This is a genomic window from Rhizobium halophilum (genome assembly GCF_021648825.1).
In the GTDB taxonomy this organism is placed as follows: Bacteria; Pseudomonadota; Alphaproteobacteria; order Rhizobiales; family Rhizobiaceae; genus Neorhizobium; species Neorhizobium halophilum.
In genome coordinates this window covers 295,430-319,161 of record NZ_JAKJHS010000001.1, presented here as the reverse complement: position 1 = coordinate 319,161, position 23,732 = coordinate 295,430, and the positions used below count along the sequence as shown (strand labels likewise).

Here is a 23,732-nt window from a genome sequence, read left to right as displayed (position 1 = left end):
CGGCGAGGATGCAAGACCTCACTCCGGCGGGCTCTAGGCATGTCGATCGACGTCAGCGACAGCCGCAGTGGAACCCGTCGGACGGAGGTCCTCGTCATTGGCGCAGGACAGGCGGGGCTTGCCGCCGCGAACGAACTAAAGAAGGCGGGGGTCGACTACCTCATGGTGGACGCCGGCGCCGCGGTCGGCGATAGCTGGCGGCAGCGTTACGAAACACTGACGCTCTTCACGCCGCGGAGCATCAGCAGCCTCCCTGGGCTGCCCCTTCCAGGCGATACGGAGGGATATGCTACCAAAGACGAGTTCGCGGCGTATCTCGCCCGGTATGCGAAGGTAGGCGGCCACCGTATCGAGACCGGGACGCGGATTTCAGCTCTCCGTCGGGAACACGGCGTATTCGAAGCCGTGTCCAGCGACGGCAGGATCTATGCTGCCCCGGCGGTCATCGTGTCTGGAACTGGTCATCGCTTTGAACTGGCATTTATGGTGGACGACGACGCAGCGGTAAATCGGCTTTACGATACTTGGCGAGCCGCTGGCGTGGCAATCGAGCAGGAGCCGAGTGTAGCGGTCTTCGGGCGCACATTTGTTGCTCTCGATCCAGATGGGCATCGCCTGCGCGTTTGCACGCCCGACGAATAAGTGCCGAGCGGGTTCAGCGGATGCGACGGCGGCAACATTCAGCGCCAATGATCGACCGTCAAAGGGGAGTGCCGACCTCACTCGGATCGCGCATTCCCCTCGCGTCCTTGATTCAGACGCTCGCCGTTGCCGAGTATCTAAACTTCCGCCACGCCGCCAGTGCGCTCGGCGTGGCGCAATCCAGCGTCAGCGCGCGCGTCAAGGCGCTGGAAGAAGACCTTGGCATCCTCCTGTTCGAGCGCCATGCGCGAGGCGTCCGGTTGACGGAGGCCGGACGCCACTTCGTCGAGCGGATAGCGGCCGGCGTCGATCAACTCGACCATGCGGTGAAGACGGCCGGCATGGCAGCGGTGGGGGAATATGGTCGCCTGCGCATCGGCATCCATGCCTTGATTCCCCGCAGCTTCCTCGCCGATCTGATCGGGCAGTATCGGAAAAACCATCCGGGCATCGAGGTCGATATCACCGAAGGCACGGCCCGCGATGCGGTGATGCAGCTTCGCGCCGACCGGCTGGACGTGGCGTTCGTCGCCGGCACGCCCGAGCTGCCCGACTGCCATTCTCGCCCGATCTGGACCGAACCGCTGGTGGCCGTGCTGCCGGATAGGCATCGCCTCGCCGGGCAGTCGGCAATCACTTGGGCCGATCTGTTCGGCGAGGCTTTCCTTGTCCGCCATGGCGGCACGGGTCCGCAAGTCCATGACCATATCGTGCTGCGCCTTGCCGGGCGCTGGTCTGCGCCGTCGATCCTGCGTTTCGACGTAGAGCGAGGCACGTTGCTGTCCATGGTCGGACAGGGATTCGGCATCACCATCGTCGGAGCGGCTACGTCGCTCTTGCCAACATCCGGTGTTGTCTTCGTCCCATTCGCGGATGAGCCGGAGCCAGTGCCGTTCTCGGCCGTCTGGTCGCCGTTCAGTCGTAGCGCCGCACTCCGCAATCTGCTGACGCTCGCAAGCGACATGGGGCGGCTGATCCGAGCGGACTGATTTTCCCCGCGATTCGGTTCGATCCACCAGCATAGCCATTCGCACAGGCGATGGCGCTGCCATGACCGTCCTATTTGCCGCCGATAGTATCCGGCAGCCCTCCGGCATCCTCTTTCCTGTTGCCCATCCCGATTTTGACTACTCTCTGATCGGCTCCGTCTCTTTTGCCGACTGGAGCCTGCATTGCGCGGAGGCCGAATCCTTTGGGGTCAAATCGCTGTCGTCTTCACCATCGTTCTGGTGATGGTGTGGGCAGCGACGCAATGGACGGCGTTCCGCCTCGGCTTCCAGCCGCAGCTTGGAGCACCATGGTTCGAGCTGGCGGGCCTGCCGGTCTATTATCCGCCCGCCTTCTTCTGGTGGTGGTTTTCCTTCGACGCCTACGCGCCCGCGATCTTCGTCGAGGGTGGCATCATCGCGGTATCAGGCGGCTTCCTCGCCATCGCCGCCGCCATCTTCATGTCGATCATCCGGGCGCTGGAAGCGCGCAACGTCGCCACATACGGATCGGCCCGATGGGCCGAGGACAAGGAAATCCGCAGCGCCGGCTTGCTCGGCCCCGATGGTGTCGTGCTCGGCCGATACGAACGGGACTATCTGCGCCATGACGGTCCCGAGCATGTCCTATGCTTCGCCCCGGCGCGCAGCGGCAAGGGCGTCGGGCTGGTGGTGCCGACGCTGCTGACATGGCCGGCTTCCGCCATCGTCCACGACATCAAAGGCGAGAACTGGACGCTGACAGCGGGCTTTCGCGCGAAGCACGGCCGCGTCCTGCTGTTCGATCCGACCAATGCCGGATCGTCCGCCTACAACCCGTTGCTGGAGGTGAGACGGGGCGAGTGGGAGGTCAGGGACGTTCAGAACATCGCGGATATTCTGGTCGATCCAGAAGGCAGCCTCGACAAGCGCAACCATTGGGAAAAGACTTCCCATTCGCTTCTGGTCGGCGCGATCCTGCATGTCCTTTATGCCGAGAAGGATAAGACGCTGGCGGGCGTCGCCAACTTCCTGTCCGATCCGCGCCGCCCGGTCGAGGCGACCTTGCGCGCCATGATGGACACGCCGCATCTCGGCGAGGCTGGCGTTCATCCCGTCATCGCGTCGTCGGCCCGCGAGTTGTTGAACAAGAGTGAGAACGAACGCTCCGGCGTGTTGAGCACCGCCATGTCGTTTCTCGGCCTCTACCGCGATCCCGTGGTGGCGCGGGTGACGGCACGATGCGACTGGCGCATTGCCGATCTGGTCGGCAGCCGCCAGCCCGTCACGCTCTATCTGGTCGTGCCCCCGTCCGACATAAACCGCACCAAGCCGCTCATCCGCCTAATCCTCAACCAGATCGGCAGGCGCTTAACCGAGGAATTGACCACCTCCGGCAAGCGCCATCGGCTGCTGTTGATGCTGGACGAGTTTCCGGCGCTCGGCCGGCTCGACTTCTTTGAATCGGCGCTCGCCTTCATGGCGGGGTATGGAATCAAAGGGTTCCTGATCGCGCAGAGCCTCAATCAGATCGAACGCGCCTACGGGCCGAACAACGCGATCCTCGACAATTGCCATGTGAGGGTGTCCTTTGCCACGAACGACGAAAGGACCGCCAAAAGGGTGAGCGACGCGCTCGGCACCGCGACCGAGCTGCGCGATTCCACCAACTATGCCGGGCACAGATTGGCCCCGTGGCTCGGGCATCTCATGGTGTCGCGGCAGGAGACGGCCCGGCCGCTGCTCACGCCGGGCGAGATCATGCAGCTTCCGCCCACCGATGAAATCGTCATGGTTGCGGGCACGCCGCCGATCCGCGCGACCAAAGCCCGCTATTTCGAGGATGCACGGTTTCAGGAACGCATCCTGGCCCCGCCCGATCTGGTCGCCGCTCCGCTGGCGCCCAGCCCATCCGCCGATGATTGGTCCGGCCGCGTGGTCGCGGCGGAAAGCCGTTCCGCGACCGACGCGGCAGACGGGACCGAGGGCGATCCGGCCAATGCCGGCATCCGCCGCGAGCCGGAATTGCCCGAGCATGAGGAAATCGTCGCCCCGCCGCCGTCGCCCGAACAGGAGTTCGAGTTTCTGGACGACGAGCCGGACGTTGACGCGGCCAAGGCCCGCGCCATGCGCCAGCGCATGAGGATGGTGGCGCGGCAGGTGGCGATGAACCCCGATGATGGAATCGACCTTTGAGGACACGCCCATGACTACACGCACCCGCCTGAATATCTATTTCGACCCTGCGCTCATTCCGCAGATCGAGGCGATGGCGCTGCGCCGCTCGGTGGCGCTGCGCCGTAATGTCTCAAAATCCGCCATCGTGGAGGCGGCGGTCATGTCCTACCTTTCCGGCGATGCCGACGACCAGCTTGAAGCCGCCATGTCGCGCCGCTTGGATAAGCTCGGCCGCCAGATCGACACGCTCGACCTAGATCTCGCCGTCCTCGGCGAGACGGTCGCGCAGTTCATCCATTTCTGGATGACCATCACCCCGTCGCTCACGGGAGCCGCGCAATCCGCTGCCCGCGCCAAAGGCGCGGAGCGGTTCGAGGGCTTCATGCAGAATCTCGGCCGGCGTCTGGCGACCGGCGACAGGTTCCTCAAAGAGCTGTCGCGTGACCTCGACTCACTTCCCGACGATCCGTTGCCGGACGAGTCCGAGAGCAACGGCGATCAAGAGTAAGTATTCGGACCCATCCTATTTACCGCCGTTCGCCGCCGATCATCGCACGCAGCTAGATACTTGTTGAACCGGCCCAATTCCGGGCTTTCTTAATCGACCCCGATCCGGGGACCGCCTGTTGCGCCCCGCCAGAAGCCGGGGCCGACATGACGAACAACCACCACAGACAGGAAGCGATCCAGCGCGGCGCGCGCATGTTGCGCACCGCGCTCGGCCCCGCCATTGCCCGGCTGCTCGAAGACCCGGCCGTGGTCGAGGTGATGTTGAACCCGGACGGCCGCCTTTGGGTGGACCGGCTGTCCGAAGGGCTTTCCGACACGGGCGAACGGCTGTCCGCCGCTGATGGCGAACGCATCGTGCGGCTGGTCGCGCATCATGTCGGCGCGGAGGTTCACGCCCGCAGCCCGCGCGTCTCGGCCGAGCTGCCCGAGAGCGGCGAGCGCTTCGAGGGCCTGCTGCCGCCCGTGGTCGCCGCGCCGGCCTTCGCCATCCGCAAACCCGCCGTCGCGGTGTTCACGCTCGACGACTATGTGGTGGCGGGCATCATGTCCGCCGATCAGGCATTGAGCCTGCGCACGGCCGTCGCAGCGCGCGCCAATATTTTGGTGGCAGGCGGCACCAGCACCGGCAAGACCACTCTGACCAACGCGCTGCTCGCCGAGGTGGCGAAGGGCGCGGATCGCGTCGTCATCATTGAGGACACCCGCGAGCTTCAATGTGCCGCGCCCAATCTGGTGGCGCTGCGCACCAAGGATGGCGTTGCCAGCCTGTCGGACCTTGTGCGGTCCTCGCTGCGCCTGCGACCCGACCGCATCCCTATCGGCGAGGTGCGCGGAGCGGAAGCCCTCGACCTGCTCAAAGCATGGGGAACAGGGCATCCGGGCGGGATCGGCACCATTCACGCCGGCACCGGCATCGGCGCGCTTCGTCGCCTTGAACAGCTCATCCAAGAGGCTGTCGTCACCGTCCCGCGCGCCCTGATCGCCGAGACCATCGACCTCGTTGCCGTCCTTTCCGGGCGCGGCTCCGCGCGCCGGCTCGCCGAGCTTGCCCGCGTCGAGGGGCTAGGGCCGGACGGCGACTACCGCATCACGCATCCCATCCCTTTGGCAATCCCCACCAGCACAGGAGAATCTTCATGACCCGCACTCTTTCGCGCGGCTATCGCTTCGCCGCGACCGCCGCATCCGCCCTTGTCATCAGCCTCATGCTCGCACCGGCCGCTCATGCGTCCGGTTCGTCGATGCCCTGGGAAGCGCCGCTTCAATCCATCCTTCAATCAATCGAGGGGCCGGTCGCCAAGATCATCGCCGTCATCATCATCATCGTGACCGGCCTGACTTTGGCTTTCGGCGATACAGGTGGCGGTTTTCGCAAGCTGATCCAGATCGTGTTCGGCCTGTCCATCGCCTTCGCGGCGTCGAGCTTCTTCCTGTCGTTCTTCTCGTTCGGCGGCGGGGCGCTCGTTTGATGGTGGGCGGCCTCGAACAGCTCGACGCGGTGCCGGGATTCACGATCCCGGTCCACCGGGCGCTGACCGAGCATATCCTGCTTGGCGGCGCACCGCGCTCCATCGCCATCATGAACGGGACGCTTGCCGGGGCCGTGGGCCTTGGCTTGCGCCTCTGGCTGGTCGGCCTCGCCATCTGGGCTATCGGCCACTTCGCGGCCGTATGGGCGGCGAAGCGCGATCCTCAATTCGTCGAGGTCGGGCGGCGGCATATCCGCATCCCGGCTTTCCTGTCGGTGTGAGGGCGCGGCCATGATGAACCTTGCCGAATACCGCCGCACCGCCACCCGGCTCGCCGACTATCTGCCATGGGCCGCATTGGTCGGCTCCGGCGTCGTCTTGAACAAGGACGGCAGCTTTCAGAGGACGGCGAAGTTTCGCGGTCCCGATCTGGATTCCGCCGTGGCGGCCGAGCTGGTCGCCGTCGCCGGCCGCATCAACAATGCCGTGCGCCGCCTCGGCTCCGGTTGGAGCATCTTCGTCGAGGCGCAGCGCAGCGAAGCGGCGACCTATCCCGACAGTATGTTTCCCGATCCCGCATCGGCGCTGGTCGATGCCGAGCGGAAAGCCGGTTTCGAAGAAGCGGACGCGCATTTCGTGTCCGGCTATTTCCTCACCTTCCTCTGGCTGCCCCCGGCCGAAGAAGCCGCCCGAACTGAGGCATGGCTCTACGAGGGCCGCGAGAAAACGGGCGTGGACCCGTGGGAACTGCTGCGCGGCTTCATCGACCGCACCGACCGCGTGTTGGCCTTGCTCGACGGCTTCATGCCGGAGTGCCGTTGGATGGATGACGGCGCGACGCTGACCTATCTCCATTCCACCATCTCGACCAATCGCCATCGCGTGCGCGTGCCCGAGGTGCTCATGCACCTCGACGCGCTGCTCGCCGACCAGCCGTTGACCGGCGGGCTGGAGCCGCGCCTTGGCGACGCGCATCTGCGCGTCCTGACCATCGTGGGATTCCCGACCGCGACGACGCCGGGCCTGCTCGACGAAATGAACCGGCTGCCATTCCCCTACAGGTGGAGCACGCGCGCGATCCTGCTCGACAAGACCGATGCGACCCGGCTGCTGACCCGCATCCGCCGCCAATGGTTCGCCAAGCGCAAGAGCGTCGCCGCGATCTTGAAAGAGGTCATGACGAACGAGGCGTCCGCGCTTGTGGACACCGACGCCGCCAACAAGGCGCTCGACGCCGACATGGCGTTGCAGGAGCTTGGGGCGGACGTGGCGGGCATGGCCTATGTCACGGCGACCGTCACCGTTTGGGATGCCGACCCGCGCCTTGCCGACGAGAAGCTGCGCCTGGTCGAGAAGATCGTTCAGGGCCGCGACTTCACCGCCATGCCCGAGAGCGTCAACGCGGTTGACGCATGGCTCGGCAGCCTGCCCGGACACGCCTACGCGAATGTCCGCCAGCCGCCCATCAGCACTTTGAACCTCGCCCACATGATCCCGCTTTCGGCGGTGTGGGCGGGGCCGGAACGGGACGAGCATTTCGGTGCGCCCCCTTTGCTCTTTGGAAAGACCGAAGGCTCAACCCCGTTCCGGCTAAGTCTCCATGTCGGCGACGTAGGCCACACCCTTGTCGTCGGCCCCACGGGCGCGGGCAAATCCGTGCTGCTGGCGCTCATGGCCTTGCAGTTCCGACGCTATGCGGGATCGCAGGTCTTCGCCTTCGACTTCGGCGGCAGCATCCGCGCCGCCGCGCTCGCCATGGGCGGGGATTGGCACGATTTGGGCGGTGGCCTCACGGAAGGGGACAAGGCGTCCGTTTCGCTCCAGCCGCTTGCCCGCATCCACGACACCTATGAACGCGCTTGGGCGGCGGCCTGGATTGCCGCCATCCTCATGCGCGAAGGCATCGCCATCACGCCCGAGGTCAAAGAGTATCTTTGGACGGCGCTGACTTCGCTCGCCTCTGCGCCGGTCGAGGAACGCACGATCACCGGCCTTGCGGTGCTGCTCCAGTCGAACGATCTGAAGCAGGCCCTTCGGCCCTATTGCGTCGGCGGTGCCTATGGCCGGCTGCTCGACGCCGAGACAGAGCATTTGGGATCGGCGGACGTGCAGGCGTTCGAGATCGAGGGGCTTGTCGGCACCGGCGCGGCTCCGGCCGTCCTGTCCTATCTGTTCCATCGCATCGGTGACCGGCTTGACGGCCGCCCGACGCTGCTCATCATCGACGAGGGTTGGCTTGCGTTGGACGACGAGGGTTTCGCCAGCCAACTCCGCGAATGGCTGAAAACGCTGCGCAAGAAAAACGCCAGCGTCATCTTCGCCACGCAAAGCCTGTCCGACATTGACGGCAGCAACATCGCGCCCGCGATTATCGAGAGCTGCCCGACGCGACTCTTGCTGCCGAACGAGCGGGCCATCGAGCCGCAGATCACGGCCATTTATCGCCGCTTCGGCCTCAATGACAGGCAGATCGAAATCCTCGCACGGGCCACGCCCAAGCGGGATTATTACTGCCAAAGCCGCAGGGGCAATCGTCTATTCGAGCTTGGCCTGTCCGAAGTCGGCCTCGCGCTCTGCGCCGCATCCGCCAAGTCCGACCAGACCGAAATCGCGCGCATCCATGCCGAGCACGGCCGCGCCGGTTTCCTCGCCGCATGGCTGCGCGAGCGCGGCGTCGATTGGGCGGCCGACCTGATCCCGAACCTCACCAATCTCATCCCCCAACCCGAAAAGGAGTCCCAACCATGACCATTTGTCGTTCCCGCTCGCGCGCCATTTTCATGGCGGCGACGCTGCTTGCCGCGCCGCTCGCGCTGTCGCCCATGCTGAGCAGCCCGGCCCATGCGCAATTCGGTTTCGGCCGGATCGTCTATGACCCGACCAACTACGCGCAAAACCTGCTCACCGCCGCGCGCACGCTGGAGCAGATCAACAACCAGATCATCTCGCTCCAGAACGAAGCGCAGATGCTCATCAATCAGGCCCGCAATCTGGCGAGCCTGCCGCATAGCTCGCTCCAGCAGATTCAGCAGAGCGTCCAGCGCACGCAGCAGCTTCTCGGGCAGGCGCAGAACATCGCTTTCGAGGTCGGGCAGATCGACCAAGCGTTCCAGCAGCAATATGGCAACGTCTCGCTATCGGCGACCGACGCCCAACTGGTCGCCGATGCGCGCGGCCGCTGGGAGAACACGGTTGGCGGTTTGCAGGACGCCATGCGGGTGCAGGCGGGCGCGGTCGGCAATATCGACAGCAACCGCGCCGAGATGGCCGCGCTGGTCGGCCAGAGTCAGGGCGCGACCGGGGCATTGCAGGCGACGCAGGCCGGCAACCAGCTTCTCGCCCTCCAGTCGCAGCAGCTTTCCGAGCTGATCGCGGTCATCTCGGCAAACGGCCGCGCCGACGCGCTGACAGAAGCGGAGCGCGCGACCGCCGCCGAGCAGGGCCGCATCCAGCGCGAACGGTTCCTGACGCCGGGCAGCGGATACCAGCCCGGCAACGCGCAGATGTTCAACGACAACAACTGACGGGGAGGCTCGCCGTGGACGGCAAGATGCTGGCCCGGCTCGGGGCCGTGGTGTTCGTTGCGATTGCCTTGACAGTGACCGCAATCGACATGGCGCGGAAGGACGAACCTTCCGCGTCGCCCCCAGCGCCGGCCTTACAGCCGCCGACTGACCCGCTGCGCGAGAGCTTGCGCCGTTGCCAGCGGCTCGGCGAGGCGGCGGCGAATGACGCCGACTGCCTCGCCGCATGGGCCGAATCCCGCGACCGCTTCCTCGGCCGTGACCGCAGCGAGGCACGCTGACCATGGGCAACACGGGCGTCATCGACAATTTTCTCGGGGTCTTCACCTCCTACATCGACAGCGGTTTCGGGCTGCTCGGCGGCGAAGTGGCCTTCATCGCCACCACATTGATCGTCATCGACGTGACGCTCGCCGCGCTCTTTTGGGCTTGGGGCGCGGATGACGACATCATCGCCCGGCTAGTGAAGAAGACCCTGTTCGTCGGCGTCTTCGCCTACATCATTTCCAACTGGAACAACCTCGCGCGCATCGTTTTCGAGAGCTTCGCCGGCCTCGGCCTCATGGCGTCGGGCACCGGCTTTTCGGCTGCCGACCTGATGCGGCCGGGCCGCGTGGCACAGACCGGCCTCGACGCCGGTCGCCCGCTGCTCGACTCCATTTCCGACCTGATGGGGTGGGTCAGCTTTTTCGAGAACTTCATCCAGATCGCGTGCCTGCTGTTCGCATGGGCGCTGGTGGTGTTGGCGTTTTTCATTCTGGCGATCCAGCTCTTTGTGACATTGCTGGAGTTCAAGCTGACCACGCTCGCCGGCTTCGTCCTCATTCCCTTCGGCCTGTTCGGCAAGACCGCGTTCATGGCCGAGAAGGTCTTGGGCAACGTGATTTCCTCCGGCATCAAGGTCTTGGTCCTTGCCGTCATCATCGGCATTGGCAGCACCTTGTTTTCGCAATTCACGGCCGGTTTCGGCGGCCAGACCCCGAGTATCGACGAGGCTATGGCGATTGTGCTCGCCGCGCTGTCGCTGCTCGGCCTCGGCATTTTCGGCCCCGGCATCGCCAACGGTATCGTGTCGGGCGGCCCGCAGCTCGGCGCAGGCGCGGCCGTGGGAACCGGCCTTGCGGTCGGCGGCGCGGCTGTCGCCGCTGGCGGCGCGAACATGCTGGCCGCGAAGGGCGGTGCCGCTGCCCTGTCCGGCGGGGCCGCGGCCGTCCGGGGTGGCGCGACGACCGCGGGAGCGGCGACCGCTGCCTATAGCCTTGGCTCGCTCGGCCAGTCCGGCGCGGCCGGTGTCGCCTTCGGCCTCGGCGGCGTCGCGCGGGCCGCTGGATCGGCCGCCATCTCGCCCCTGAAACGCGTGGCCTCAAAAGCTGCCGAAAGCGTCAAATCCAGCTTCTCAGATGGCGCGCGCGCAGGCTTTGCCGCTGGCGGCGGCACATCGTCGATGGGCACGGTCGGCGGCGCTAGCGCCGATCCTGTCGCAGCAGCATCCGGCCCGGCCGGCAGCCCGCCCGCATGGGCGCAGCGGATGCGTCGCTCCCAAACCATGAACCACGGCATCACCATGGCCGCCCATGCGGTGCGCTCCGGCGACAGCCATGGCTCCGGTTCCTCCGTCAACCTTTCCGAAAGTGACCGCTCATGAGCATCTTTAAACGACCAGCAACCCATTACGGCAAATCGCCGGAACCCGAGACGCCCTATCAGAAGGCCGCGCAGGCGTGGGACGAGCGTATCGGCTCTGCCCGCGTGCAGGCGAGGAACTGGAGGCTCATGGCCTTCGGCTCCCTGATCCTTTCGGCCGGCTTTGCCTCGGCGCTCGTATGGCAGACTACGCGCGGGACTGTAGTGCCTTGGGTGGTGCAGGTGGACAATCTCGGTCAGGCGCAGACCGTTGCGCCGGCCGCCGCCGACTATCGCCCAACCGATCCGCAGATCGCTTTCCATCTCGGCCGCTTCATCGAGCAGGTCCGCGCCATCCCGGCCGACGCGATCATTGTCCGCCAGAACTGGCTTCGGGCGTATGAGTGGACTACGGATCGCGGCGCGGCGGCGCTCAACGACTACGCTCGCGCCAATGATCCGTTCACCCGCGTCGGCCGTCAGCAGATCGCCGTCGAGGTTTCAAGTGTGATCCGGGCATCTCCCAACAGCTTCCGGGTGGCATGGACCGAACGCCATTTTGAGAACGGCCAGCTTTCGACCACGGAGCGATGGACGGCCATCCTCACCATCGTCATCCAACCGCCGCGCGACGCCGAGCGCCTGCGCGCCAATCCGCTCGGCATCTACGTCAATGCAATTTCGTGGTCGCGGGAGATGAGCCAATGAGGACGATCACCCGCACCCCAGCCGTTGCGGCGTTGCTGCTTTCGGCCACCATGCTCTCAGGCTGCGCCACCAATCGGACGCCGCAATTCAGTTATGATACCAGCGTTCCGCCGCTGCCGACTGTGCAGGGGGCGGCAACCGACAACACGCCCCGGCCTTTGCATGTGCCCCCGGCATGGACCGTCGCGCGGGGCGGAACCGCCGCAGGCACGCCGGCCGGCCGCGTTGAGAACGCCAATGCAGCAGCCCGCGTCGAGCCGCGCCGTGAAGGCTATTACAACGCGATCCAGATTTACCCGTGGTCGGAAGGCGCGCTCTATCAGGTCTATGCCGCAGTCGGGCAGATCACGACCATTGCGCTGGAGCCGGGCGAGAGCCTGACAGGTGCGGGGCCGATCGCGGCCGGCGACACCGCCCGCTGGATCATCGGCGATACCGAGAGCGGCAGCGGCGCAAACCGCCGTGTCCATATCCTCGTGAAGCCAACGCGGCCGGACATTTCCACCAACCTTGTCGTCACCACCGACCGGCGCACTTACATGATCGAGCTGCGCGCAAGGGAATCGCTCTACATGCCCGCCGTGGCATGGGCCTATCCCACACCGCCAGCAGGCCAGCGCCAGACGGTCCCGGCTGCACCCGTCATCCCGTCCGAGGCGGCGCGGAACTACCGCTACGGCCTGACCGGCGACAGCCCGCCATGGCGGCCTATCTCCGTCTTCGACGATGGCCGCCGCGTTTATGTCGTCTTCCCGGCCGGGATCGTGCAGGGCGAGATGCCGCCGATCTTCGTGCTTGGCTCCGATGGCGAGCCGCAGATCGTCAACAGCCGAGTCCACCAGAACGTCCTGATCGTGGACCGCCTGTTCGGCGCGGCCGAGTTGCGCCTTGGCAGCGGCAACCGCCAGCAGGTCGTCAGGATCGTCCGCATCAATCCGACGCAGGCTGCCGCCGTGCGGCCCGCCAGCGCGACCGGAGACTCCCCGTCATGACAGACAACACCATTACCGGCACGGCCGCGCCCATGCGGCTGCGCGCCGAGCCGCCGCGCGTCACCCGCCTGTCCCGCAAGATGCTGGCAGGCGTCGGAGCCGTGGCCCTTCTCGGCATCGGAGGCGCGCTGATCTATGCGCTCCAGACCCGCGATGCGGGACCGGGAGGGGACGAGCTTTATTCGACCGAGAACCGGTCCACGGCGGACGGGCTATCCGGCCTGCCGCGTGACTATACCGGCCCGGTGCTCGGCCCGGCGCTGCCGGGCGACCTCGGCCGTCCGATCCTCGACGCGCAGAACCGGGGGCAGCCGGTTGCACCGCCCGTCATGACGACGCCGGCCGTCGATCCCGAGGAAGAACGCCGCCGCGCCGAGGAAGAAGCCGCGCGCTTGAGCAATGTGTTCTTCCAGTCCGGCCCACGCACGGGATCACCGGCAGGAACGGCGATGCCCAACCTTGCCGGTCTCGACTTTGGCAGCCAGACGGCTACACAGGACCGGCATACGGCGTTTATTAACGGGCCGGCGGACCGGCAGACCGTCGCGTCGGATCGCGTCACGCCGCCGGCATCGCCCTACATCCTTCAGGCCGGGGCCGTGATCCCCGCTGCGTTGGTTACCGGCATCCGTTCCGATCTTCCGGGGCAGATCACCGCGCAAGTCACCGAGAACGTCTATGACAGCCCCACCGGCTCGCTGTTGTTGATCCCGCAGGGCACCCGCATCATCGGCCAATACGATGACGGCGTGACCTTCGGCCAGCGCCGCGTGTTGCTGGTGTGGAATCGCCTGATCCTGCCGGGCGGACGCTCAATAGTGCTGGAGCGCCTGCCGGGAGCGGACGCCAGCGGCTATGCCGGCCTTGAGGATGATGTCGATTATCATTGGTGGGATCTGATGAAGGCCGCAGGGCTGTCCACGCTGCTCGCGGTCGGCACGGAGCTGGCGACCAGCGACGAGGACCGACTGATCCGCGCCATCCGCGATGGGGCACAGGATACCGTCAATCAGGCGGGCCAACAGATTGTGCAGCGCCAGTTGCAGGTCGCGCCGACGCTCACGATCCGGCCGGGCTTCCCGGTCAGGATCATCGTCACCCGCGACCTTGTGTTCGAGCCGGCAGGAGGTTGACCATGACCAAGCTGAAACTCGGCGCGCTGCCCGACGACAAGCCCGTCAAGGTGACGGTAGAGCTGCCCGCGCCGCTTCACCGCGATCTGGTCGCCTATGCCGAGGTGCTGGCCCGCGAGAGCGGCCAGCCCGCCGCTGATCCCGTCAGGCTGATCGTGCCCATGCTTGAACGCTTCATCGCTACGGATCGCGGTTTCGCCAAGGCCCGGCGGGCCGCAAGCTAGGTTAATCTTGGCGGTAGGGGTGCCGCCAGCGCACAGGCGCGAATGCGGCACGCTACAGGCCGCCGACTGCCCTCCATGGTTCGCTTAATTCCGGGGCCTTGAGCGCCCCGGAATCCACCAGTACCAAGGAGGATTCCATGTCCGCAGAGCGCCGCCGCGCCCGCCAAGGCGACCGCGACAGTCGATCCCCGAACCACTTCCCGACGATCTGTTCGATTACGCCGACGATCCCACGTCGGACGGCCGGGCACGAGCTGCCGACGCGCCCCTTCTCGGCCCGGACGGCCAGAGGATGCGCATCACCGACGATTGGCCCTATGATGTTCCTGTCACCGAGGCCGAGATTGACGTGTTCGAGCGTTGGTTCGGCGATGTGTTCGACGAACTCTTGAACCCAAGAAAGCCGGATGACAGCTTGCATCTCCTATCACAGACTGATAGGAAAAAGACGTGAGCGGGCATCGTGATCCGGGCCTCGACACGCTTCTGGACCTCGACGGACAGATGCTCTTTGTCGATCCCGAGGGTGGTTATTGGGTGAAGTTCATCGTCACCCGCGTTTCGGCATCGCCGGAAAAGCCGCACGGTCTAGATTACTCGCTCACGCTTCACGGGCCTTCGGGCGAACGGCTGGTCGGCTTCGACAACGCCCATCCAGTCGGCCGGGGCAGACGCGGCGAGCCGATGGACCATCGGCACCGCCGCCAGACCGTGAAGCCATACGCCTACGAGGATGCGGTCACGCTGCTGGCCGACTTCTGGCAGGCGGTTGACGCGGTGTTGAAGGAGCGCGGTGCCCTATGACTACATTGAAAGTCGGAATTGCCGACTACGAAGAAATGAAAGCCCGCACCATGCGGATTGCCAAGGGCGAGGAAAAGCCCGCGCCCGGCGATCCGAAGGTGTGGTTCACCTCGACCGAATCTTTTGCCAAGGTGCTGTCGGCCGGGAACCGCGAGTTGTTGCGCATCATCGCCGAGAAAGCCCCGACGTCGCTTGAGGAACTGGCGGAAATTACCGGCAGGGCCGGCTCCAATCTCTCCCGCACCCTGAAAACCATGGAGAGCTATGGCCTTGTGCGGCTTGAGCCGGGGCATGGGCGCAAGCTCGCGCCCAAGGTGGTGCATGACCGTGTAGAGCTTGCATTGCCTCTGATAGACCGCCCAAAGGCGAACAAGGCCATGGGAGGCCAAGCATGAACATGCACGGCCCAACCGTTACCGCCCGCGCCGCCCTCTATCTGCGCGTCTCGACTGCCCGGCAGGCCGAGCATGACATTTCCATTCCCGACCAGAAGCGGCAGGGCGAAGCCTGTTGCGAGCAACGCGGCTATCAGCTCGTTGAGACGTATGTTGAACCGGGTGCAACCGCCACCAACGACAAGCGCCCCGAGTTCCAGCGCATGATCGAGGCGGGCACGTCGAAGCCCGCCCCCTTCGATATTGTCGTGGTGCATAGCTTCTCGCGTTTTTTCCGCGATCACTTCGAGATGGAGTTCTACGTCAGGAAGCTGGCGAAGAACGGCGTCAAGCTGGTCTCCATCACGCAGGAGATGGGCGATGATCCCATGCACCAGATGATGCGGCAGATCATGGCGCTGTTCGACGAATACCAGTCAAAGGAGAACGCCAAGCACGTCCTGCGCGCCATGAATGAGAACGCCCGGCAAGGGTTCTGGAACGGCGCGCGGCCGCCCATCGGCTATCGCATCGTCGCGGCCGAACAGCGCGGATCGAAGACCAAGAAGAAGCTGGAGATCGACTCGCTGCACGCCGACACCGTGCGGATGATCTATCGCCTGTTCCTTGTAGGCGACGGTACGTCCGGGGCGATGGGCGTCAAGGCCATCGCCACCTATCTGAACGAGCGCCGCTTCTTCACCCGCGACGGCGGACGTTGGGGGCTGGCGCAAATCCACGCCATCCTGACCCGCACCACCTATATCGGCGAGCACAGGTTCAATACGCGCTCGCACAAGGACCGGGAGAAGAAGCCGGAACGCGAAGTCGCCATTATGGCGGTGCCGCCCCTGATCGAGCGCGAGATTTATGATGCGGTGCAAGCCCGCCTCAAATCCCGCAATCCCATGGTGACGCCCGCGCGCGTGTCGAGTGGCCCCACGCTGCTGACAGGCATTTGCTTTTGCGCCAAATGCGGGGGTGCAATGACGTTGCGCACCGGCCAAGGCAGCACGGGAGCGACATACCGCTATTACACCTGCTCGACCAAGGCGCGGCAGGGCAAGACCGGCTGCAAGGGCCGCACGATCCCGATGGACAAGCTGGACCATCTTGTTACCGATCATATCGGGGATCGGCTGCTCCAGCCCAAGCGGCTGGAAACTGTCCTCGCCAGCGTCATCGACCGCCGACAGGAACGCACCGAGCGCCGTCGCGAGCATCTAGCCGAGCTTCACAGGCGAATAACGGAAGCCGACCAGCGCCTCGGTCGTCTCTTTGACGCCATCGAAGCGGGCATGATCGACAAGGACGACGCCATGGCGAAAGAGCGCATGGTGAGCCTTAAGGCGTTGCGGGATCAGGCCGCCGCCGATGCCGAGCGCACGCAGCTCGCGCTCGACAGTTCAGGCAATCAGGGCGTCAGCCCCGATATGCTCAAGGGCTTCGCCCGCAAAGCCCGCGAACGGATACGACTCGACGATGGCGGCTACCGCCGCGACCATCTGCGCGCGCTGGCGCAGCGCGTCGAGGTCGCCGACGACGAGGTTCGCATCATGGGATCGAAGTCGGAATTGCTGCGAACGCTGGTCGCTGCCTCTAGCGTAGAAACGGCGGCGTTCGGCGTTCATAGTTCTGTTCTGAAATGGCGCACCCGACAGGATTCGAACCTGTGACCTTTGGAATCGGAATCCAACACTCTATCCAGCTGAGCTACGGGTGCTAACCGACGGGCGAGGATGACTCGCCGCTCCGATGGCAGTTCCTTACCTCAGGATGGGGGCCGCATCAATGCCTCTTGGCGTGGCGCAGGCGGAAAATCGCCGGGGTGGTGAAACCGGTGCTACGGGGAAGTCTTAATGCCGTGCAGGGAAAGGATTCGGTCGTGCGATCACTGAAACAGGATTATCGTGCGCTGGTGATCGGCGCGAGCGGCGGGATCGGAGCTGCGATCGCCGCGCAGTTGCGCCAGGATTCCCGGTGCGGCGCGCTCGAGACGCTCTCGCGTCGCGGCGATCCCGGTTTCGACGTGACCGACGAGGCATCGGTGGCGGAGGCGGTTGACCGGCTGGGGCGGGCAGGGAGCTTCGATCTGGTCTTCGATGCAACCGGAGCGCTGACGATCGACGGGACCGGCCCCGAAAAGACGATCCGGACACTCGATCCGGCGGCCATGGCACGACAGTTTGCCGTCAACGCGATTGGACCAGCATTGCTGATGAAGCACGTCCTGCCGCTTCTGAGCCGTCAGGAGAGAGCCTTGTTCGCGACGCTCTCGGCGCGTGTCGGGTCGATCGGCGACAACCGGCTCGGCGGCTGGATATCCTACCGGGCCTCGAAGGCTGCGCTCAACCAGATCGTGCGCACCGCCGCCATTGAGGCCCGTCGCACCCATCCCAACGCTGTGGTTGCAGCGCTCCATCCCGGCACGGTTGCGACGTCGCTCTCGGAGCCCTACGGCGCCCGGTGCAACCGGCTTTCGCCGGATCAGTCGGCAGCCCTGCTGCTGGAGGTGCTCGATCAACTGGAGCGTGCCCAGAGCGGCGGCTTCTTTGCCTATGACGGCAGCGTCATTCAGTGGTGAGGCGAGGGAAGACCGGCAGGCTCGGCATGCCGGTCCCTTTGTTCTGTATCAGGCGGCCACCATGGCGCCGGGGCCCGGGGTGGCGCCTGGCGGGCACTTGCCGAGGATGATCATGCCGAGCACTTCGTCCTTCGTCACATCCTGCGTGCGGGCATGGCCCACCACCTGGCCGTTCTTCATCACAAAGACGCGGTCGGCAAGATCGAACACGTCGTGGATGTCATGGCTGATCAGGAAGATGCCGATCCCTTCGCGCTTCAGCTGCTTGATCAGGTCGCCCACCTGCGCGGTTTCCTGGGGCCCGAGGGCTGCCGTCGGCTCGTCCATGATCAGGATGCGTGCGTCGAAGAGGATCGCACGCGCAATCGCCACCGACTGACGCTGCCCACCCGAAAGCGCCTTCACCGGCTCCTTGAACCGCTTGAAGTTGGGGTTGAGCCTGCCCATTACCTCGCGGGCATTGGCCTCCATCGCAACGTCGTCCAGCGTCCCCCAAGGGGTTTGCAGCTCGCGGCCGAGGTAGAGATTGGCGGCGGCGTCGACGTTGTCGGCGACGGCAAGCGTCTGGTAGATCGTCTCGATGCCGTAGTGCTTGGCATCACGCGGGTTCTTGATTTCCGCCGGCTCGCCGTTGATGAGGATGTCTCCGGCATCCCGGCGATAGGCCCCTGACAGGATCTTGATCAGCGTCGACTTGCCGGCTCCGTTATGTCCGAGCAGCGCCACGACTTCCCCCGGATAGAGATCGATGCTGGCATCTTCTACGGCATGGATCCCGCCGAAGGCGATGGAAATATTCTTCATTTCCACGAGAGGAGTGGGTTGGTCCGTCACGATCAGAACTCCTGTTTACTTGGCGCGGGCGCGGTAGACGGTGTCAAGCCAGACGGCGAGCACCAGGACCGCGCCGACGACGATGCGCTGCAGCGGCGTGTCGATGCCGAGCAGGACCATGCCGGACTGGAGAGATTGCATGACCAGCGCACCAAGCATGGCGCCCGCAATCGTGCCCATGCCGCCCGAAAGCGAGGTTCCGCCGATCACCGCAGCCGCGATCGTGTAGAGCTCGTCGAGTTCGCCCTGCGCGTTGGTCGCCGCGTTGAGGCGTGCGGTGGAAATAGCGGCGGCAATGGCGGCAAGCATGCCCATGAGCGCGAAGATGCGGACCGTCACCCAGCGGGTCTTGATGCCTGCCAATTCCGCAGCTTCGGGATTACCGCCGATGGCAAAGACATATCGGCCGAAGCGAAGGCGGGTGGCGATGAAGGTCATGACGATGCCGACGCCGATGGCGATCAGGACCGGGACGGCAATCCCGTGGGAGATCAAAAGGCCACCCTCCGGCCAGGCGATGCTGTTGGCTTCGGCATAGCGGCGAGCAATCGCCGTCGGCCAATAGTAGCTGTTGGCGACCAGCACGACGCCGAGCACGGTCAGGCAGCCGATGGCGCCGATCACATATTCGGCCCAGACGGGCTTGCGCGGGAAAGCGAAGCGCTTGCGCTGGCGGCGGGCGTTGACGATGGCCGCGATCAGAGCCGCGCAGGCGGCAAGACCGAGAACCCAGCTCCAGCCAGCGCCGATCGAACCTGAAGTGCCGCCTCCCATTAGCCGGAAGGTGGGATCCATCGGGGCGACTGTCTGGCCGCTTGTCACGAACCAGGTGGCGCCGCGCCAAACCAGGAGGCCGCCCAGGGTGACGATGAAGGAGGGAACGCCCAGGAAGGCGATGATCACGCCGTGCAGCGTGCCGACCATTGCGCCGACCGCCAGCCCCGAGAGCAGCGCCAGCGCCCAAATCGCAGGATGCCCGAAGCCCAGCAACTCAGGCAGTATCTGCGCCTGCATCACGCCCATGATCATTCCGGTAAAGCCCAAGATGGAGCCGACGGACAGATCGATGTTGCGGGTGACGATGACGAGCACCATGCCGGTTGCCATGACGGCGACGGACGAGGTCTGGACCGTCAGGTTCCACAGGTTGCGCGGTGTCAGGAACAGACCGTCCGTGAGGATGTGAAAGCCGACCCAGATGATCAGCAGAGCAGCGATCATGCCGAGCAGCCGGGTATCCACTTCGGTGGCGCGGAAAAAACGCGTTACCGGATTGGTCTCCGCCTGGCGCGGAGTGGTCGTTGTCGTCGTTTGCATTGTATCGGCCATTCCCGCCGTTCCCACCCCTTGGTGACGCGGTTGAACTGCCACCTTGGGGTGGATCGCCGCGCCGGCTTAAGGCAGCCGGCCGCAGGTCTGCGGCTCTGCCTCGTCATGATGGAGCCCGACGCTACGCGATGTTCGCGCAGCGTCGGGAGCTTGGTCAGTCTTGTGGACCTTGCTTAGTTGCAGGCCTCGACGGAGCCTGCCTGGACGCCCTGGCATGCTTCTTCCTTGCTGATCCAGCCAGCATCGATGACAACGTCGAGGTTGTCCTTGGTAATCGGCAGCGGCGCAAGGAAGACAGACTTCATCTCAGCGCCCTTCGGGCCGCCGCTGAAGGTCTGGACATCTTCGATCTCGTCCTTGGTCTTGCCGCCGGCGAGCGCAAGCGCGATTTCGGCAGCGTTCTTGCCGAGTTCGCGGCTGTCCTTCCAGACGGAGACCGTCTGCGTGCCTCTGGCAACGCGATTGAGCGCGGCCTTGTCGGCATCCTGACCGGAGACCGGAACGGTGCCGGCAAGACCCTGGGCGTCCAGAGCGGCAATTGCGCCCCCGGCGGTGCCGTCGTTGGAGGCAACCACCGCATCCACTTCGTTGTTATTGGCCGTCAGGAATTGTTCCATGTTGCGCTGTGCGTTCTCCGGCTTCCAGCCGTCGGTATAGGCTTCGCCGACGTTCTTGATCTTGCCCGAGTCGATGGCTTCCTGCAGCACTTCCATCTGGCCCGAGAAGAGGAAGTCCGCATTCGGATCGGACGAGGAGCCCTTGATGAAGACGTAGTTGCCTTCGGGTGCCACCTTGAACACTTCGCGGGCCTGCATGCGGCCGACTTCCTTGTTATCGAAGGTGATGTAGAAGGCTTCCGGGTTTTCGATCAGGCGGTCGTAGCCGACCACGGGAATGCCTTCAGCGGTTGCCTTCTCGATGGCCGGACCGATTGCATCGCTGTCCTGGGCGAGAACGATCAGGGCGTCCGCACCCTGCGAAATCAGCGATTCCACATCCGTCAGCTGCTTTGCAGCGGACGACTGAGCATCGGCGGAAATATACTTGGCACCGGCTTCTTCCAGCGCCTTCTTGATCGCGGCCTCGTCGGTCTTCCAGCGCTCTTCCTGGAAGTTCGACCAGGAAACGCCAACGACCATATCCTCTTGTGCCAAGGCTGCAGTCTGCATGGTGACGACGATGGCTGCACCAGCCATCAACTTGACGATAGACTTCATAGTGTCCTCCCGAGTGACGGCGGATGGCCAAAGCCTCCGTGCTCTCCCCCCGCCAGATATGCTGCCAGTCAAAGCCGAACGCTTTTTTCTCGACAGTCGAGAAATTAACTGTCAGAGATTTTCCGGGGAGTCAATCAGGTGAGTTGAGCATTGTCGCCTGTTCGACTATCGGATGATGAACCCGCAGGAGACGCAGGCATTCATGCTGGCCAAGTCGAATACCGAGCTGGTCCGGCAACAGAACAGCGCCCTGGTTCTTTCGGTGCTTCGCCGAGATGGGCGCCTCTCGCATACGCAGATATCGGAGGCGACGGGCCTGTCATCGGCGACGGTCTCCGCCATCACTGCCGAGCTCGAACGCAACCGCATCATTGAGAAAAGCGAACAACAGGCGGCAGCAGGTCGAGGCCGTCCGCGGGTGATGTTCAGTCAAAATCGGGAATGCGGTTATCTGATCGTCGTCATCATCTCCTCCGACTCGCTGAACTTCTCTCTGGTGGATTATGCCGGGACACTGCTCGATCGCTTCTCCGAAAGGCGAGAGGAGAGAAGCGCAGAAGAATTCACTGCTGCAATCTCAGGGGGACTGGAACGCTTGGTCGAGCGATCGTCCTTGGCTCGTGAGCAGGTTCTTCTGGTCTCCCTCAGCAGCAAGGGGCTCGTCAGTCCACAGGAGCCGGTGCTGGTTTGGTCACCCATGCTTGGGGCACAGACGGTGGATTTCCGTACCGCTCTTGGTGGCGACTGGGGCTACAAGGCGGTGTTGAACAACGAGACACTGCTGGTAGCGAAGGCTTTGCAACAGCGTCAGGCGCGCGCCGGCGGGCCGACGGAGAGCCTCGCAGCGATCTCCTTGGGGCACAGTATCGGACTTGGCATCGCCAGGCGTATGGGAGAGGGGAAGACCGAGATATCTTCGCCGAACCTCGGTCACATGCTCCATATTCCGGGTGGCGCCCTCTGCCGCTGCGGCGCCCGGGGTTGCATCGAAGCTTACGCAGGGTTTTATGCCGTTCTGCGGGCGGCCTTTGAGGTGCCGCTCGATACGGTTCCGGCAAAGTTCGTCCCGCTTGCGGAAGTGGATAAAATCGCGGTTCAGGCGCGCGGAGGGCAACGGATGGCAGCACTCGCCTTCCGGCAGGCAGGAATAGCGCTCGGCAACGGCGCGTCGCGGCTCCTGAGCCTGCACGGTCACATGCCGATCTTCATCACGGGACCCGGCATACGATACTACGACCTTCTGCAGGCGGGCATCGAAGAGGGTCTGGCGCAGACTCACGTGGTGCGTCTTGCGGGCATGCCGCAACTGGATGTGGTGGCAGATGAGCCTGCGCTGGTCTACGAAGGTCATCTCGGTCTTGCCTTTTCCCGTCTGGACGATGATATCGTGGCCCTGCGCGCACCGATGCAGGCGGCAGGAGAATGACGCAATGATCGATCTCGACCATCCCTTCTACAAGCCGCTCTGGGCTCGGCTGCTGATCGTCGGCGTCTGTGCCGCGTGGGCATTCTTCGAGTTCTACAGTGGCGAACCCTTCTGGGGCACGATCGTCGGTGGTGCAGGAGCGTATGCTGCCTACAAGCTGTTTTACGAGTTCGGCAGACGGAATGCGGTGCCGACGGATCAGGAAGAACGCCAGTAGAGCTCCCGCAGGGCTCTGTCGATCAGGAGATTTGCCGTCTTCATGCGGAGCGTCGCACTGTCGCGCCAGGCTTCCGGCACCCGGTCCGGGTGATTGTTCTTGGCGAACTGGCGGCGCTTTTCCGCCAGCGTGGCGGTCGTTTCCTCAGAGCCAAGCGCCAGATCTTCGGCGATATCGGCTTCATCCAGGCGCAGCAGATGGGTTGGGACCTGCTGCTCCTCGACGGGTGGTGCCGAGGGCGTCACTTCGGACGGTGCAAGGTTATCAAGAACGTCCCGATAGGCGAGACCTGCGCGCGCAGGATTGAATGACGTGTTCTCCTCCGTCGCCGCGACGAAGCCGGAAGGCAGCCCGGCCACACGAAATCCCGGAGGGGTGGCGGCCACCTCTTCCTTCGCCTCTTCGTCCAGTCGCGTCAGCACCGACTGAAATACGGATCGTCCGAACAGCATCGCGCCTCCTGATGACCCCTTGAAGCATGTGAGGATTTCGCCGGGCTTGCGGCCGCGGGCGAGGCTATCTTCGGACCCTCATTCTCATTCCTGAAAACTTGTAGGATCAAGTTTAACCGCCTGCAAACCAGGAGGGCTAGGGTCGACTTCCCCGCAACTGTTTTCCATCGGTGCCCCATGAGCGAAATCCAGAACCGCGCTATCCAATTGTTTCATCTGGAAGCCGATGACGTGCCTGTGACGACGCACGAGTTTCGCGAGCAGATGCTGCAGGCTTCTCTGATGCTCTATCACGCGCTGGGCGGGACGGAGGTGGCGGCTCAGGACCTCCTTCGCAAAGCCGCCGAGCATCCGAAGGAGGATGTTGCGAGGTCGGTCGGCGAAGTGATGGTATCGCTGGCGGGCGTGAGTTATCTCCACGACATGGATATGATGCAGGCCGCTTATAACACGCTTCGTCTGCGGTTTCGCCAGCTTGCGCCTTCTGCTTGCGCGGCGGAATGAGGTTCCGGTTCGCGGGCGGCGCC

The 23,732-nt window shown here is 64.5% G+C and carries 28 protein-coding genes and 1 tRNA gene; 23 read left to right on the top strand and 6 right to left on the bottom strand.

Going from position 1 to position 23,732, the window contains the following annotated elements; translation table 11 throughout:
• Window positions 1-39: 39 nt before the first annotated feature.
• From LXM96_RS01675 to LXM96_RS01600, 16 genes are all read left to right on the top strand, one after another.
• Window positions 40-642 (top strand): NAD(P)-binding domain-containing protein, encoded by a 603-nt coding sequence (locus tag LXM96_RS01675; RefSeq protein ID WP_239996514.1) that lies wholly within the window; start codon window positions 40-42, stop codon window positions 640-642.
• 47 nt (window positions 643-689) lie between these two features.
• Window positions 690-1,631 (top strand): LysR family transcriptional regulator, encoded by a 942-nt coding sequence (locus tag LXM96_RS01670; protein ID WP_239996512.1) that lies wholly within the window; start codon window positions 690-692, stop codon window positions 1,629-1,631.
• Between the two features lie 61 nt (window positions 1,632-1,692).
• The gene (locus tag LXM96_RS01665) at window positions 1,693-1,875 is read left to right on the top strand and encodes a hypothetical protein (RefSeq protein ID WP_239997213.1); all 183 of its coding nucleotides are present in this window, start codon (window positions 1,693-1,695) and stop codon (window positions 1,873-1,875) included.
• Window positions 1,815-3,803: a conjugal transfer protein TraG gene (locus LXM96_RS01660; protein WP_239996511.1), complete on the top strand. Its 1,989-nt coding sequence runs from the start codon at window positions 1,815-1,817 to the stop codon at window positions 3,801-3,803. Before LXM96_RS01665 ends, LXM96_RS01660 begins: the two co-directional genes overlap by 61 nt.
• Before the next feature lie 10 nt (window positions 3,804-3,813).
• Entirely contained in the window at window positions 3,814-4,293 is a 480-nt protein-coding gene (locus LXM96_RS01655) for a CopG family transcriptional regulator (protein WP_239996510.1), read from the top strand.
• A gap of 146 nt (window positions 4,294-4,439) precedes the next feature.
• Entirely contained in the window at window positions 4,440-5,435 is a 996-nt protein-coding gene (gene trbB, locus LXM96_RS01650) for a P-type conjugative transfer ATPase TrbB (protein ID WP_239996508.1), read from the top strand.
• Entirely contained in the window at window positions 5,432-5,764 is a 333-nt protein-coding gene (locus LXM96_RS01645; RefSeq protein ID WP_239996507.1) for a TrbC/VirB2 family protein, read from the top strand. The genes trbB and LXM96_RS01645 overlap by 4 nt, the downstream gene beginning before the upstream one ends.
• On the top strand, window positions 5,764-6,045 hold the full coding sequence (locus tag LXM96_RS01640; RefSeq protein WP_239996506.1) for a VirB3 family type IV secretion system protein: 282 nt from the start codon (window positions 5,764-5,766) through the stop codon (window positions 6,043-6,045). The genes LXM96_RS01645 and LXM96_RS01640 overlap by 1 nt, the downstream gene beginning before the upstream one ends.
• Window positions 6,046-6,055: 10 nt before the next feature.
• The gene (gene trbE / locus LXM96_RS01635) at window positions 6,056-8,512 is read left to right on the top strand and encodes a conjugal transfer protein TrbE (protein ID WP_239996504.1); all 2,457 of its coding nucleotides are present in this window, start codon (window positions 6,056-6,058) and stop codon (window positions 8,510-8,512) included.
• The gene (gene trbJ / locus LXM96_RS01630) at window positions 8,509-9,288 is read left to right on the top strand and encodes a P-type conjugative transfer protein TrbJ (RefSeq protein ID WP_239996502.1); all 780 of its coding nucleotides are present in this window, start codon (window positions 8,509-8,511) and stop codon (window positions 9,286-9,288) included. Before trbE ends, trbJ begins: the two co-directional genes overlap by 4 nt.
• 14 nt (window positions 9,289-9,302) lie before the next feature.
• On the top strand, window positions 9,303-9,569 hold the full coding sequence (gene trbK-alt / locus LXM96_RS01625; protein ID WP_239996500.1) for a putative entry exclusion protein TrbK-alt: 267 nt from the start codon (window positions 9,303-9,305) through the stop codon (window positions 9,567-9,569).
• 2 nt (window positions 9,570-9,571) lie between these two features.
• Window positions 9,572-10,933, top strand: a complete 1,362-nt coding sequence (trbL, locus tag LXM96_RS01620) for a P-type conjugative transfer protein TrbL (RefSeq protein WP_239996498.1) — start codon at window positions 9,572-9,574, stop codon at window positions 10,931-10,933.
• Window positions 10,930-11,619, top strand: a complete 690-nt coding sequence (gene trbF / locus LXM96_RS01615; RefSeq protein ID WP_239996496.1) for a conjugal transfer protein TrbF — start codon at window positions 10,930-10,932, stop codon at window positions 11,617-11,619. The genes trbL and trbF overlap by 4 nt, the downstream gene beginning before the upstream one ends.
• Complete coding sequence (gene trbG / locus LXM96_RS01610; RefSeq protein ID WP_239996494.1) at window positions 11,616-12,611, top strand: P-type conjugative transfer protein TrbG; 996 nt, start codon at window positions 11,616-11,618, stop codon at window positions 12,609-12,611. The genes trbF and trbG overlap by 4 nt, the downstream gene beginning before the upstream one ends.
• On the top strand, window positions 12,608-13,744 hold the full coding sequence (locus tag LXM96_RS01605) for a TrbI/VirB10 family protein (RefSeq protein ID WP_239996493.1): 1,137 nt from the start codon (window positions 12,608-12,610) through the stop codon (window positions 13,742-13,744). Before trbG ends, LXM96_RS01605 begins: the two co-directional genes overlap by 4 nt.
• Before the next feature lie 2 nt (window positions 13,745-13,746).
• A complete protein-coding gene (locus tag LXM96_RS01600) occupies window positions 13,747-13,968 on the top strand; it encodes a DUF2274 domain-containing protein (RefSeq protein WP_239996492.1) in 222 nt (73 codons plus the stop codon).
• Window positions 13,969-14,020: 52 nt separating this feature from the next.
• Here LXM96_RS01600 and LXM96_RS01595 read toward each other — a convergent pair whose 3' ends face one another.
• Window positions 14,021-14,389 (bottom strand): hypothetical protein, encoded by a 369-nt coding sequence (locus tag LXM96_RS01595; protein WP_239996491.1) that lies wholly within the window; start codon window positions 14,387-14,389, stop codon window positions 14,021-14,023.
• A gap of 29 nt (window positions 14,390-14,418) precedes the next feature.
• Between LXM96_RS01595 and LXM96_RS01590 the strand changes: the two genes are divergently transcribed.
• Genes LXM96_RS01590 through LXM96_RS01580 form a run of 3 tightly spaced genes read left to right on the top strand, consistent with a single transcriptional unit; the run spans window position 14,419 to window position 16,822 of the window.
• The gene (locus tag LXM96_RS01590) at window positions 14,419-14,772 is read left to right on the top strand and encodes a toxin-antitoxin system TumE family protein (protein WP_239996490.1); all 354 of its coding nucleotides are present in this window, start codon (window positions 14,419-14,421) and stop codon (window positions 14,770-14,772) included.
• Window positions 14,769-15,167: an HVO_A0114 family putative DNA-binding protein gene (locus tag LXM96_RS01585; RefSeq protein WP_239996488.1), complete on the top strand. Its 399-nt coding sequence runs from the start codon at window positions 14,769-14,771 to the stop codon at window positions 15,165-15,167. The genes LXM96_RS01590 and LXM96_RS01585 overlap by 4 nt, the downstream gene beginning before the upstream one ends.
• Window positions 15,164-16,822 (top strand): recombinase family protein, encoded by a 1,659-nt coding sequence (locus tag LXM96_RS01580; RefSeq protein ID WP_239996487.1) that lies wholly within the window; start codon window positions 15,164-15,166, stop codon window positions 16,820-16,822. The genes LXM96_RS01585 and LXM96_RS01580 overlap by 4 nt, the downstream gene beginning before the upstream one ends.
• Here LXM96_RS01580 and LXM96_RS01575 read toward each other — a convergent pair.
• Window positions 16,793-16,869, bottom strand: a tRNA-Arg gene (locus LXM96_RS01575). The two genes, LXM96_RS01580 and LXM96_RS01575, sit on opposite strands and share 30 nt — an antisense overlap.
• Before the next feature lie 162 nt (window positions 16,870-17,031).
• Here LXM96_RS01575 and LXM96_RS01570 point away from each other — a divergent pair.
• Window positions 17,032-17,730 (top strand): SDR family NAD(P)-dependent oxidoreductase, encoded by a 699-nt coding sequence (locus LXM96_RS01570; protein ID WP_239996485.1) that lies wholly within the window; start codon window positions 17,032-17,034, stop codon window positions 17,728-17,730.
• Between the two features lie 48 nt (window positions 17,731-17,778).
• Here the strand turns inward: LXM96_RS01570 and LXM96_RS01565 are convergent, their stop codons facing one another.
• The 3 genes from LXM96_RS01565 to xylF form a co-directional block, all read right to left on the bottom strand.
• Window positions 17,779-18,564 carry an ATP-binding cassette domain-containing protein gene (locus LXM96_RS01565; RefSeq protein ID WP_239996484.1) on the bottom strand — a complete coding sequence of 262 codons (786 nt, stop codon included), beginning with the start codon at window positions 18,562-18,564 and terminating at the stop codon, window positions 17,779-17,781.
• Between the two features lie 15 nt (window positions 18,565-18,579).
• Window positions 18,580-19,893, bottom strand: coding sequence for a sugar ABC transporter permease (locus tag LXM96_RS01560; RefSeq protein ID WP_239996483.1), 1,314 nt, complete (start codon window positions 19,891-19,893; stop codon window positions 18,580-18,582).
• Window positions 19,894-20,066: 173 nt separating this feature from the next.
• The gene (xylF, locus tag LXM96_RS01555) at window positions 20,067-21,110 is read right to left on the bottom strand and encodes a D-xylose ABC transporter substrate-binding protein (protein ID WP_239996482.1); all 1,044 of its coding nucleotides are present in this window, start codon (window positions 21,108-21,110) and stop codon (window positions 20,067-20,069) included.
• Between the two features lie 202 nt (window positions 21,111-21,312).
• Here xylF and LXM96_RS01550 point away from each other — a divergent pair, with 202 nt between their 5' ends.
• A complete protein-coding gene (locus tag LXM96_RS01550; protein ID WP_239997177.1) occupies window positions 21,313-22,536 on the top strand; it encodes an ROK family transcriptional regulator in 1,224 nt (407 codons plus the stop codon).
• A 4-nt stretch (window positions 22,537-22,540) separates the two neighbouring features.
• Window positions 22,541-22,753, top strand: coding sequence for a DUF3329 domain-containing protein (locus LXM96_RS01545; protein ID WP_239996480.1), 213 nt, complete (start codon window positions 22,541-22,543; stop codon window positions 22,751-22,753).
• Here LXM96_RS01545 and LXM96_RS01540 read toward each other — a convergent pair.
• Window positions 22,735-23,205, bottom strand: a complete 471-nt coding sequence (locus tag LXM96_RS01540) for a hypothetical protein (RefSeq protein ID WP_239996478.1) — start codon at window positions 23,203-23,205, stop codon at window positions 22,735-22,737. The genes LXM96_RS01545 and LXM96_RS01540 overlap by 19 nt on opposite strands.
• Window positions 23,206-23,382: 177 nt before the next feature.
• Between LXM96_RS01540 and LXM96_RS01535 the strand changes: the two genes are divergently transcribed.
• The gene (locus LXM96_RS01535; protein WP_239996476.1) at window positions 23,383-23,709 is read left to right on the top strand and encodes a hypothetical protein; all 327 of its coding nucleotides are present in this window, start codon (window positions 23,383-23,385) and stop codon (window positions 23,707-23,709) included.
• The last annotated feature ends 23 nt before the right edge of the window (window positions 23,710-23,732 follow it).